We start from the raw sequence: 12,376 nt of genomic DNA, 5'->3' as shown, positions 1-12,376 counted from the left end.
TCGCAACGGCCCCCGAGGACGCCCCCCGCGCTGTCACAAGGGCCCGTGGGCCCGCCACGCACCGCACCGCCACCGCCGGCGACGACCCGACAGCAGACGCCGCTCCCCCAACCCGCGACGGTTCCACCGCCACCGCCACCGCCACCGGCGGCGCCCGGGGTACCCGGCGTACGGGCGATCGCCGCCTCCGGCGAGGTCACCGTGACGGTGACGGCGCCCGCGGCCGGCGGCCTGGTGACCAGTTACACGCTGACCGCGAGCCCGGGCGGGACCCGCACCCTGACCGCCCCAGGAACCGTCACCATCGCGGTGGCGGGGTGCGCGACCGCGACCGCCACCGCGACCGCCACCGGTCCGGGCGGCACATCGGCGAGCTCCGCCACCGCCACGGCGAGGGGTTGCGTTCCCCCGGGCCCGGTGCGCAACATTGCCTCCGCCGCGGTCCAACCTCCGACCAACAGTCCAGGGGACATCCTGGTGACCTGGGACCCGCCGGCGGACACCGGCGGTGGCGCCCTCGACTACGTGGTCACCATCCACTACAACGCATGGGCCGGGGTGATGTCGGAGCACGACGAGACCGCGGTGGTGAGCGGGACGAGCTACGAACGGGCGGCGCCTGCTGGCCGCGACCCGTACGCGCGAATCAGTGTCGCGGCGCGTAACGCGGCCGGTACCGGGCCCGCGCTCGTCGGCTACACGACGGGGGGAGGGTGACCCGGGCGTCGCCGGCACGCGTCCTGACACACATCCGACAGCCGCGGGAGGGCCCGGCACCAGCAAACTTCCTACTGCCACCCGGGCCAGCCGGCTAGGCTGGAACGAAGTGTGGCAATACGCACACGCATGGTGCCGCTACTGTGACGCGTACGAGGGGGAGCCGTGTCAGAGCGCCACGACGCCGGCCGGGAGAACTTCGCCGCAGCGTTCCAGGCCGTGGTGGACAACGTGGGGCTGGTGATCCGCGGCAAGACCGACGCCGTCTCCCAGGCTCTGACCTGCCTGCTCAGCGGCGGCCATCTGTTGCTGGAGGACGTACCCGGGCTCGGTAAGACGTCCCTGGCCAGGGCACTCGCCGCCTCCGTGCAGGCGAGCTGCCACCGGGTCCAGTTCACCCCGGACCTGCTTCCGTCCGACATCACCGGGGTGACCATCTACCACCAGGGCTCCGGCGAGTTCAGCTTCCACGAGGGTCCGGTGTTCGCCCATGTGGTGGTCGCGGACGAGGTGAACCGGGCGTCCCCGAAGACGCAGGCGGCGCTGCTGGAAGTGATGGAGGAGGGCCGGGTCACCGTCGACGCGGTGAGCCATCGAGTGCCCCGGCCGTTCTTCGTCGTCGCCACCCAGAACCCGGTCGACATGGACGGCACGTACCCGCTGCCGGAGGCGCAGCTCGACCGGTTCCTCATGCGGGTGCGGGTCGGCTACCCCGACCGCGACGCCGAGCTCGCGATCCTGCGCGACCGCCGGTCCGGGCTGCGGATCGAGGACCTCCAACCGGTCCTCACCACCGACGACATCCTCGCCCTGGTCTCGATGGCGGCGCAGGTACACGTCGAGGACAACGTCGGCGGCTACGTCGTCGACCTGGTGACGGCCACCCGGTCGCTGCCCGGCCTGCGGCTGGGGGCCAGCCCACGGGGCAGCATCGCGCTGCTGCGGGCGGCGCAGGTGCAGGCCGCCGCGGCCGGCCGAGCGTTCGTGATCCCCGAGGACGTGCAGCGACTCGCGGCCCCCGTCCTCGCCCACCGGCTGCTGGTCACCCCGGACGCCGAGCTGCGGGGCTACACCGGCGAGCAGGCGGTCGCCGAGGCCCTGGCCGCCGTGCCCGTGCCCCGGACGCTCGCCGGAGTCTGACCCGGCATGGCCGCGGCAGCGGAGACGCGCCGGGGATCACAACCCGCCGCCGCCCCGAGCTGGCTGCGCCGCGTGCGCGGGACGGTCACGCCGGCCGGCTTCGGTGTTCTCGCCGGCGTCGTCGTCACGGGTACGGCCGCCGGGGTGCTGCGATTCCCGGAGTTGGCGGTGCTCTCCGCCGGCGGCGCGGTGGCGCTGCTGTGCGCCGCCGCGCTTGTCGCGCGCCAGCCCCGGCTCACCGTGGAGATCGAGGTGACGCCGGCGCGGGTCGGGCGCGGCGAACCGGCGATCGCCAGCGTCACGGTTCACAACATCGGCTCCCGGACGGTGACCGGCCCGGTGCGGCTGCGACTGCCGTACCGCACGGGCCCCGGGCCGGCGGCACAGCCCGCGGGCGGGGCCGGTGACGCCGACACCCGGATACCGGACGCCGCCGAGGCCGAGGTCCGGTCGCTGCCGCCCGGGGCGCATCGCATGATCGCCATCCCGCTGCCGACCGCGCGCCGTGGGGTGCTCCGCGTCGGGCCGGCGGAGCTTGTCAGCAGCGACCCCTTCGGGCTGTTCGCCCGATCGCAGCAGCGGGGCCGGCCGGCGGCCATGCACGTGTACCCGGTGGCCCAGCCGCTGGCGCCGCTGCCGTCCACCCGCGCCGGCCGTCCCGACGGCCTGCCCGTCGACAGTGTGACCCAGGGCGGGGTGACCTTCCACCGGCTGCGGGAGTACGTGCCCGGCGACGACCTACGCCATGTCCACTGGCGGTCCAGCGCCCGCACCGGCACGCTGCTGGTCAGGCAGTACGTCGACCCCTCGGAGCCGGCGACGACGGTACTGCTCGACACCCGGCGCCAGGCGTACCCGCCGGGTGAGCCGGGTGTCGCCGCGTTCGACGCCGCGGTGGACGCCGCCGCGTCCGTCCTGCTGGCGTCCGCGCGGCTGCGGTTCCCGGTGCGGCTGTGCACCACCGCCGGCGTGCGGCTCACCTTCAACGGCGGCCGGGCGGACGAGACCGCGGCCCTGGACGCGCTGGCCGGGGTGGAGCTGGTCGACCCGGGCCCACCCGGTCCGGATTCCGGCGACGGCCCATCGGCCGAACAGACGCTCACGGCCTCGGTCCGCGGCTCCTCCCGGCGCGCCATCGGCACGCTGGCCCTGGTCAGCGGTACGCAGGACGCCGCCGCGACGGTCAGCGCCGCGGCGGTCGCGGCCGGGTTCGAGCGGGTGATCGTGGTCCGGGTCGGTGAGACCGGCAGCATGTCCTCGCTCGGCGGCGGACGGCTACGGGTGCTGGACGTCCGCGATGCCGCCGGCCTCGCGGTGCTCTGGCCGGCCCCGGCGGGGAGCGGCCGGTCCTCGATGGGCAGCCGCCGGTGACCGTGCGCCTGGCCAGCCTGGGTGCCGTCGCCTGCCTCGCGGGGCTGGCCGGCGCCGCCTTCCACCGCGGGTTCGGCCTGGGTGCCGTCCTCGGCCCGGTCGTCGCGGCCGCGGTCATCCCGGTGCTGCTGGCAGCGTTGCCGGCCACTCTGCTCGCCCGCGGCGGCCGCCGGCCCCCGCCGCTGCCGGTGTCAGTCCTGAGTTCGGTCGTGCTGTGGCTGGCCGTCGTCGCCGTGACGCTGTTCCGCGACGGTTCACCGCACGCCCGCGGTGTGCTCCCGGCGATCGCCGACGGCCTGGTCAACGGGGGCACCCGGCTGCTCGACACGACCCTGCCCGCATCGAAATCCCCTGACCTGCTGGTCGTCCCGCAGGCCCTGACGTGGCTGGCCGCTCTCGCCGGCGCCGAACTGGTGCTCAGAACCCGGTCGGTGCTGGCACCGGCGGTACCGGCGCTGGTCGCCTTCGGCATCGCCGTCACGGTGACGGTGTCCGGCCCGGGCTCCAACCTCGGCATCGCCGGCGGCCTGGTCGTCGTCACCGGAGCGCTGGCCCTGTGCCGGCGGGCCGAACCGCGGGCACCGTGGGGCCACGACCCTGGCCGTCGCACCTGGCCCGGGTGGGCCGGGCGCGTGGACGCGCGCCGTTCGGCGCTGGGCCTGGCGCTGGTCGCGGCGACCGCCGCCGTGGCGCTCACGGCCGGTCCGGCGCTGCTCGCCCCGAGCGCTGGACCGTACGACCTGCGCGCGCACCGCAGCGTCCCGTCGCACCCGCAGTCGACGGTGAGCCCGCTGGACTTCGTCTCCGCCTGGCTGCACTCACCGGGCGACGTGCTGTTCACCGCCGCCCCGCCCCTCTCCCGCAACATCCGCCTGGCCGTACTCGACCGGTTCGACGGGCAGCAGTGGACCCCGTCGGCGCGGTACACACCCGCCGGTGGTCGGGTACCACCAGCGCCGGACACCCCACCGGGGGCGGACCGGATCCACCAGGACATCATCATCGGCACCCTGCCGGGCATCTTCCTGCCGCACGTCGACCGGCCGGTCACCCTCACCGGCGCCGGCCTCGCCGTCGACACCGCCGACGGCAGCCTGATCTCGAGCCGGCCGTTGGCCCCCGGGCGCGCCTACAGCGTGACGTCCGCCGTGCCCCGCGACCTGAGCCCGGAACAGCTCGCGGCGCTGCGGATCGCGAGCGGCACCTCGTCGGACACGACCCGGGCCCTCCCGCCGGAGCTGCCGGCGCCGATCGCCGCAGCGGCACGGGAGGCCGGGGCGGACGGGGGCACCCCGTTCCAACGGGCCTACCGGCTGGAACAGTACCTGCGCACCCGGTTCACCTATGATCAGGACGCCCCGTCCGGCCACACCTACGGTCACCTCGCCTACTTCCTCGACCGCAGCCACACCGGCACGTCGGAGCAGTTCGCCACGGCGTTCGCCGTCCTCGCCCGGGTCCTGGGCCTACCCAGCCGGGTGGTGGTCGGTTTCCACCCCGCCCGCCAGCCCACATCCGACGCGGCCCCGGCCGAGACAGGCCGAACCGGGACTGTTCGGGCCGGGACTGTTCGGGCCGGGACTGTTCGGGCCGGGGATGTTCGGGCCGGGGATGTTCGGGCCGGGGATGTGCTGGTGTGGCCGGAGATCGACTTCGCCGGGGTCGGCTGGGTGCCGTTCTATCCGACGCCGGAGGCGACGGGCCAGCACGGCGGGTCGGTCGCCACCGCGGCCCAGGGGGAACCGACCGGGCGGGCCCAGAAGGTCACCGAGGCCGCCGCCGTGCCGCCGCAGTCCGTGGTGGAGGCCGCGCCGGCCGGTTCGCCGCGGTCGTCCTCGACCCCGGTCGGCGTCCTGGCCGGGCTGGCCGCGGCCGGCGCGGTGATGGCCGTCGGCGTGGCCTACCTCGTCCTCGCGATGTCCGCCCCGGCCCACCGTCGGCGACGGCGACGCACCGCGGGCGGTGACCGGGAACGGGTCGTCGGCGCCTGGCTGGACACACTCGAGTCGCTGGACCGGGCCGGTGCGCCAGTGCGGCCCTCAGCGACCCCGACTGCCGTCGTCGAACACGGATCGGCCCTGGTCGGACCGGGCGGACGGGCGCCGCTAGCCGATCTTGCCCGCCTGGCCACCATGGCTTTGCACGGGCCGAACATCCCCGGCGCGCCGAGCGCCGTGAGTGGACGGGAGGCCGAGACGGCCTGGCAGCACAACGCGACGATGCGCGCCGAACTGCGCCGCGTCACCCCGCGCCGCCGCCGGGCCCGCCGGCACCTCGCGCCCGCCGCGGTGTTCGGCTCGCCTCGCCGGATCGAGCCCCGGTGAGCGAACACGAGGGGCCGATCATCGACGGCTACCGCTCACTACGGCCGATCGCGCAGGGCGGCTTCAGCATCGTTTATACCGCCTACCAGGACAAGCTGGACCGCACCGTCGCCGTGAAGGTCATCAATGCGGACCTGCTCGACGCCGCGGCGGCCCGCCGCTTCGCCCGGGAATGCCGGGCAACCGGGCGCCTCACCGGTCACCCGAACATCATCACGGTGTTCGAGGTGGGCTCCGCCCGCGATCGCCGCCCGTTCATCGCGATGCAGTATCTTCCGGCCGGCTCCATGTCCGACCGGCTGCGGCGGGAGGGCCCGCTCGGGGTGGCGGAAACCCTGCGCGTCGCGGCGCAGATCGCCGATGCCCTGCACGCCGCGCACAGCCTCCAGATCCTGCACCGGGATGTGAAGCCGGGCAACATCATGCTGTCCGATCGCGGTGACCCGGTGCTCAGCGACTTCGGCATCGCCACCCTGGGGCTCGGCACCGAACGGTCGGGCACCGACGGCGCCTTCACCGTGGCCTTCACCGCGCCGGAGGTCCTGCAGGGCTCCCGCGCCACCGTCGCCTCCGACCTGTACGGCCTGGGCGCGACGATCCACATGCTGCTGGCCGGGACCCCACCGTTCGGCTGGCTACCCGGCGACTCCACCCCGGTGATGATCCTGCGCATCCTCCACGAGGAGATCCGCCCCCTGCACCGGGCCGACGTCCCGGACGAGGTGGAACGGGCGCTGCACACACTGATGTCGCGGGATCCGTCCCGCCGGCCGGGCAGCGCCGCGGAGGCGGCAGCCGAGCTGCGCCGACTGAACGCACTGCTGGGCCTCACCGTCCGCCAGGCGCCACCCAGACCCCTCGGCGAGCCGGCCCCGCCGCCGGCGTCGACCGGTATCAGGCCCGGTTCCGCGGGTCGCGATGGCGTGGGAGCCGCGTACGCCGATGCCACGCCCCCGTCACCGGACGATGCACCCGCGGCCGTCCTGCCCGGACACGCCCCTTCACCCGTTGATCGAGCGGTCCCGGCCGCGCCGGCGACTGGCACGACAGCACCGGCGGCTGGCAGCCCAGCGGGTCCAGTCCGATCGCCACCCGCCCCGCCGCGACCGACCGCCGCCGCCGCCGCCGGGAGGCTCAAGGATCTGCTTGCGACCGACCACCGGCCGGCCCAGCCGAAGCCCGCAGAACCAGGGATCGCAGCGCAAGGAACCACAAATCCCAGAATCCCAGAGCCGGGAGCTGCGGAGCCGGGGGCTGCGGAGCCGGGGATCAGCCGGCCGATCCGGCGTGTGCCTCTCCTGCTTCTCGTGCCCGCCGTCGTGTTTGGCGTGCTCCTCGTCATCCTGGTGGCAGCCATCATCGCCAGTCGGAATGACCAGCCGGGCGCGGACGTCGCAACGACAGCCACCTCGACGGTCCCGCCAAACACGGTCGCGGCGGCACTGCCGCACCGGCTGCAGGTCGCCGACCACGGCGCGGTCGCCATCCTGACCTGGCAGAACGGCTCGCCGTCCAACAGCCTGGTGCTGCAACGTCGAAGCTCCGGCGAAGACGGCAGGCTGACGCCCTTGAGCGACGGCCAGACGGTGTACTCCGACGAGATAGACCCCACCCGGCCCTACTGCTACCGGATCGGCCAGGTCCTCGGCGTCTATCGAGTCGAGGGCGCACCACCGAAAACGACCATCGCCTGGTCCGGATACACCTGCATCCGCAACGCGACGCCGCCCGTATCCTGACTTTTGCCTTCTGGCGGTGCGTCGCTTGCTGCTGTGGACGAACGGCATGGCGACTGGCCGGCGAAGTACGGTTCGGGGGCGGTTTGGACAGGCGCGACTACTTCGTCTCGTACTGCGAGGCTGACCTTCCATGGGCGGAATGGATCTCCTGGATAGCGGACGCGGACGCGGCAAAGAATGCGCTGCTGGGCAGGATTCGGGCGGCTGAAGTCGGGCGCGCCAAGCCTTCGGCCGTGAACCGGGGCTCGCAACCGGCGTCCTCGCCGCGAACGACCAGGTGAGTGGATATCTGACAATTGACGCACCGGCGACGGGGACTCTGCTGTACGCGCCGGACCCGGGCCAGCCCGCCGCCGGGTGGAGCTACCCGGGTTCGTCCTGACCGGCCGCTGCCAGGCGCTGCGCACCGCGATCGGCAGACTCCCGTCCGGCTGCCGTGTCGATTCGCGGCTGTCCCGTTCGACCTGGGGGTGAGAGGGTCGGAAGGCGACCCGTGATCAAGGAGATCAACGATGGCGAAGTACATGCTGATCATGCGAGCCACGGACGAGTCCCTCGCGAAGTTGATGGATACGCCCTTCGAGGAGATGCTCGAGACGGTGGGTCGTTTCAACGAGGAGCTGATCCGGGCCGGCGTGCTCGTCGCCGCCGAGGGCTTGGACGACCCGGCCCAGGGCGTGGTGGTCGACTTCAGCGGCGAGACTCCGGTGGTCACCGACGGCCCGTATGGCGAGACGAAGGAGCTGTTCGGCGGCTTCTACGTGATCGACGTCGCTTCGAAGGAAGAGGCGGTGCAGTGGGCCCGGCGCCTGCCGGCGAGTGCCGGCGCGAAATGCGAGATCCGCCGCGTGCCGACCATCGACGAGTTCCCGCAGGACAACGAGTGGATCATCAAGGAGCGGACGTGGCGCGAGCGGACCGGCCAGCTCTGATGCCCGCGGCCGTCGGCGGCCCGGCGAGCACCGAATCGGCGCGGCGGGCCGTCGAGGCCGTCTGGCGGATCTCCTCTGCCCGGATCGTCGGTGCGCTGGCCCGCTACACCGGGAACGTCGAACTCGCCGAGGACGTCGCGCAGGAAGCGGTGGCGCAGGCGCTGGTCACCTGGTCGCGCGACGGCGTGCCGGCGAACCCGGTGGGCTGGCTGCTCACGACCGCACGGCGGCGCGCCATCGACAGTTTCCGCCGCCGGTCGGCGCTCGACGAGCGGTACGCCCTGCTCGCCGGTCAGCTCGCCGAGGGCGAGACGAGCTCGGGCTCGGTGACTCCGGGGGGCCGGCCGGACGACCTGCCGTGGGATCCCGATCGAGTCGGCGACGACGTCCTCGCGCTGATGTTCATAGCCTGTCACCCGGTGCTCTCGCCCGAGGCCCGGGCGGCTCTGACGCTGCGCGCGGTCGGCGGTCTGACCAGCGAGGAGATCGCCCGGGCATTTCTGGTACCCGTGGCGACGGTCCAGGCGCGGATCACCCGGGCGAAGAAGACCCTCGGCGCGGCCAGGGTGCCGTTCGCGCTGCCGCCGGCCGAGGAACGACGCGGGCGGCTCGGCGGTGTCCTGAGCGTGCTCTACGTGATCTTCACGGAGGGCTCGACGGCGACGACTGGTGACAGCCTGCTACGCCCCGATCTCGCCTACGAGGCGATCCGGCTGGCCCGGATGCTGGTCGCCCTAGTGCCCGCCGAGCCGGAGGTGCACGGGCTGCTCGCCCTGTTCGAGCTCACCGCCGCGCGATTTCCCGCCCGCACCGGGCCCGACGGCGAGGCCGTGCTCCTGGCGGATCAGGACCGGCGCCGCTGGGACCGTTCGGCGATCCGCCGCGGCCTGGCCGCCCTCGACCGGGCCGCGGCGCTCGGGGCCGCCGGCCTCGGACCGTACGGGCTGCAGGCGGCGATCGCCGGCTGCCACGCCTCGGCGCCGTCGGTCCCGGAGACCGACTGGGAGCGGGTCGTGCTCCTCTACGAGGCGCTCGGCCGGGTGGCCCCCTCCCCCGTCGTCGAGCTCAACCGGGCCGTCGCCGTCGCAATGGCGCAGGGACCGCAGCAGGCGCTGGCCATCGTCGACGACCTCGTCGCCACCGACCGCCTGGCGGGGTCGTACCTGCTCCCGAGCGTGCGCGGCGAGCTGCTCGGCCAGCTCGGCCGGACGACGCAGGCGCGATCCGAGCTGGAACTCGCCGCCCGGCTGTGCGGCAATGCGCGCGAGCGGGCGGTCCTGCTGCGCAAGGTGGCCGCGCTCGCGTGACCGTCCGTCCGCCTCCCGCGGCCGGTGCCTTCGCAGCTGGTCAGTGCCGCGCCCACAGCAGCACCTTCTGGTCCCAGCCTGCGCTGGCCAGGGTTTTGCCGTTCGGAGAAAACGCCACCGACAACACCAGATCCGCGTGGCCGGTGAGAGATTGCTCCGGAAGGTGGGGAGCTTCCGGATCAGTCACGTCCCAGAACCGCACCGTCCCGTCCTTGCTGCCGCTGGCCAGGATCTTGCCGTTCGGGGAGAACGCCACCGACGGGAGTGTCCGACTACCGGTGTATCGGTCGTGGCGGTTGGTGATGGATCAGTTGGTGGTGGTCGGGGTCAGGCGGCCTTCGAAGGTGATCGCCAGGGCGTTCAGGGCAGGCTTCCATCTGATGATCCAGCGGGCCCTACCCCGGCCGGTGGGGTCCAGCGAGCGGGTGACGAGGTAGAGGCACGTGAGCGCGGCCTCGTCGCTGGGGAAATGCCCACGGGCCCGGACAGCACGCCGGTAGCGGGCGTTCAGCGACTCGATCGCGTTGGTCGTGCAGATCACCTTCCGTATCTCCACGTCATAGTCGAGGAACGGGATGAATTCCTCCCAGGCGTTGCGCCATAGCCGGATGATGGCCGGGTAGCGGTCGCCCCAGGTTTCGGTGAACTCAGCGAAACACGCAGCAGCCGAGGCTACTGTCGGCGCGGTGTATATCGGCTTGAGGTCCTTGGAGATCTTCTCCCAGTCCTGTCGGCCGGCGTAGCGGAACGTGTTCCTCAGCAGGTGAATGACACATGCCTGCACGGTCACCAGTGGCCAGACGGCGGTGATGGAGTCCGGGAGGCCTGTCAGTCCGTCGCAGACGGCGATACAGACGTCCTCAACACCCCGGTTCTTGATCTCGGTGAGGATCTGCAACCAGAACTTCGTGCCCTCGTGGCCGTCGCCGGCCCAGAGACCCAGGATGTCCCGCTCGCCGTGCACGGTCACGCCCACGGCCGCGTAGAAGGGCCGGTTGGCGACCTGCCCGTCGCGGACCTTGACCACCACCGCGTCCACGAAGATCACGGGGTAGACGCGGTCGAGGGGCCGATTCCGCCACTCGGTCATCTCGGCCACAACCTTGTCGGTGATCCGGGAGATCGTGTCCTTCGAGACCGTCGCGCCGTAGACCTCACCGACATGCGCGGCGATCTCCCCCGTGGTCAGCCCGCGGGCGGCCAGTGACAGCACGATCTGGTCGATGCCGTTCAACCTGCACTGCCGCTTCCGTACCATCACCGGTTCGAAACTGGCATCGCGGTCCCGGGACACTTCAATGCCCACCGGGCCGATCTCGGTCAGCACTGTCTTCGTCCGCGTTCCGTTCCGCGCATTCCCGCCGTCACGGCCAACCGAGTCGTGCTTGTCGTAGCCGAGATGCTGGCTCATTTCCGCTTCCAACGCTGTCTCGAGCACGGACTTCGTCAGCCCGGCCAACAGGCCACCGGGCCCGACAAGGTCCACGCCCTCGGCGCGGGCCTTCGCGACAAGTTCCGCGGCCAGCTGCTGATGATCGATCCGAGTCGGCATGGGATCAAGCGTCTCGCTCATGATCGTCCCTTCGCGCCGAGTCACGCTCGGCGGCACGGGCCAGACCACATCCACCGTTGATCGGACACCCCCCAACAGGGATGGATCATGGCGGGCACGGTGGCGCTATGTGCCTGGCGTTTCTCCGCTTGACGATCCTGCTGGTCATCGCGTTGCTGCTCACCCGGCTGCTCTCCTCGACGTCGATGAGACGTGCAGCCCTGCGCGCGGCGTCCCCCCACCGCGGGCAGGGCACCCCCCGGTCGATCCTTGCTCCACCCACCCTCACTCGCCTCGCTCTGCGTGCTCCGTCTGTAGACCGACACGTCCTGCCCGGACCTCACGGGCTCCTACGACGTGCGCCGAACTCCTTCGGACTACAAGACCTCCAGCAGACGAGGAACCAGCATGAGACGACTGACACTGCTCATCGCGGCGGCCCTGGCCGCGATCGTTCTCACCGCATGCGGCAGCGACGGAAGCAACGGCAGCATGAACACCGGTGCCGCCGATCACAACGCCGCCGACGTCACCTTCACCCAGAACATGATCCCTCACCACCGGCAGGCCATCGACATGGCCGATCTGGCCGAAACCCGGGCCCGTCACCCGGAGGTGAAGACCCTCGCCCGCCAGATCCGCGCGGCGCAGGCCCCGGAGATCGCCACCATGGTCGGGTGGCTCAACACCTGGAAGCAGCCCACAGCGCCCCCCGCCGACGACAGCGGTTCCGGACACGGTATGGGTGACCACAGCTCGACCACCATGACCGGGATGATGCCGGGCGAGACCATGGCCGGCATGATGAGCGACGATGACATGGCGAGATTGAAGATGGCGACCGGACCCGCCTTCGACAAAATGTTCCTCACCATGATGATCGCGCATCATCGAGGTGCCATCACCATGGCGAGGACGGAAACCCGCGACGGACTCTACACACCGGCGAAACGACTCGCCGAGAATATTCAGAACACCCAGAACACCCAGATCACCACCATGCAGACCCTGCTCACCAAGGTCTGACGCCCACGGAGGTGGTGGCGCGCACCATGAATCCGCGCCACCACCCCATTTCCGTAGACCCCACTCGCGGGGGTTACTCGGCAAGGTGCTACCGGTAGCCAGGTGCGACACGGTGGCAACTGCCATCACACCGCATTGATCGTTTCCGGCCAAGGATGATCGTGATCGCTTCAGTTTGCGTTTCTGATCATCACATCGCCAGCAAACCGGCCGCCGTACACTCGGATTTCGATATCGGTTCATCACTGCCGGGTAGGCGGCGTGGGGG

General features: G+C 72.0%; 9 protein-coding genes and 1 pseudogene. 8 read left to right on the top strand and 2 right to left on the bottom strand.

What is annotated here, in order from left to right; genetic code table 11:
* From NBZ83_RS23590 to NBZ83_RS23560, 7 genes and pseudogenes are all read left to right on the top strand, one after another.
* Window positions 1–717 (top strand): annotated as a pseudogene (locus NBZ83_RS23590) (hypothetical protein); the annotation flags it as partial.
* A gap of 165 nt (window positions 718–882) precedes the next feature.
* Window positions 883–1,857: an AAA family ATPase gene (locus NBZ83_RS23585; protein WP_261565068.1), complete on the top strand. Its 975-nt coding sequence runs from the start codon at window positions 883–885 to the stop codon at window positions 1,855–1,857.
* Between the two features lie 6 nt (window positions 1,858–1,863).
* On the top strand, window positions 1,864–3,228 hold the full coding sequence (locus NBZ83_RS23580) for a DUF58 domain-containing protein (RefSeq protein WP_261575811.1): 1,365 nt from the start codon (window positions 1,864–1,866) through the stop codon (window positions 3,226–3,228).
* The gene (locus NBZ83_RS23575) at window positions 3,225–5,552 is read left to right on the top strand and encodes a transglutaminase domain-containing protein (protein WP_261575810.1); all 2,328 of its coding nucleotides are present in this window, start codon (window positions 3,225–3,227) and stop codon (window positions 5,550–5,552) included. Before NBZ83_RS23580 ends, NBZ83_RS23575 begins: the two co-directional genes overlap by 4 nt.
* Window positions 5,549–7,291, top strand: a complete 1,743-nt coding sequence (locus NBZ83_RS23570; protein WP_261575809.1) for a serine/threonine-protein kinase — start codon at window positions 5,549–5,551, stop codon at window positions 7,289–7,291. The genes NBZ83_RS23575 and NBZ83_RS23570 overlap by 4 nt, the downstream gene beginning before the upstream one ends.
* 512 nt (window positions 7,292–7,803) lie before the next feature.
* The gene (locus NBZ83_RS23565) at window positions 7,804–8,223 is read left to right on the top strand and encodes a YciI family protein (RefSeq protein WP_261565072.1); all 420 of its coding nucleotides are present in this window, start codon (window positions 7,804–7,806) and stop codon (window positions 8,221–8,223) included.
* Entirely contained in the window at window positions 8,223–9,530 is a 1,308-nt protein-coding gene (locus NBZ83_RS23560) for an RNA polymerase sigma factor (RefSeq protein ID WP_261575813.1), read from the top strand. Before NBZ83_RS23565 ends, NBZ83_RS23560 begins: the two co-directional genes overlap by 1 nt.
* A 40-nt stretch (window positions 9,531–9,570) precedes the next feature.
* Here NBZ83_RS23560 and NBZ83_RS23555 read toward each other — a convergent pair whose 3' ends face one another.
* Together NBZ83_RS23555 and NBZ83_RS23550 are read right to left on the bottom strand one after the other, a co-directional pair.
* Window positions 9,571–9,786, bottom strand: a complete 216-nt coding sequence (locus NBZ83_RS23555) for a WD40 repeat domain-containing protein (RefSeq protein WP_261575808.1) — start codon at window positions 9,784–9,786, stop codon at window positions 9,571–9,573.
* Window positions 9,787–9,837: 51 nt separating this feature from the next.
* Window positions 9,838–11,103 (bottom strand): IS256 family transposase, encoded by a 1,266-nt coding sequence (locus NBZ83_RS23550; protein ID WP_438803332.1) that lies wholly within the window; start codon window positions 11,101–11,103, stop codon window positions 9,838–9,840.
* 387 nt (window positions 11,104–11,490) lie between these two features.
* On the opposite strand from NBZ83_RS23550, the gene NBZ83_RS23545 reads away from it, so the two are divergent.
* Window positions 11,491–12,108 (top strand): DUF305 domain-containing protein, encoded by a 618-nt coding sequence (locus NBZ83_RS23545; RefSeq protein WP_261575807.1) that lies wholly within the window; start codon window positions 11,491–11,493, stop codon window positions 12,106–12,108.
* The last annotated feature ends 268 nt before the right edge of the window (window positions 12,109–12,376 follow it).

It is taken from the genome of Frankia gtarii (assembly GCF_025403375.1).
GTDB classification, from domain to species: Bacteria; Actinomycetota; Actinomycetes; order Frankiales; family Frankiaceae; genus Frankia; species Frankia gtarii.
The sequence above is the reverse complement of the archived record's forward strand: the minus strand, read 5'-3'. Positions and strand labels throughout refer to the sequence as shown.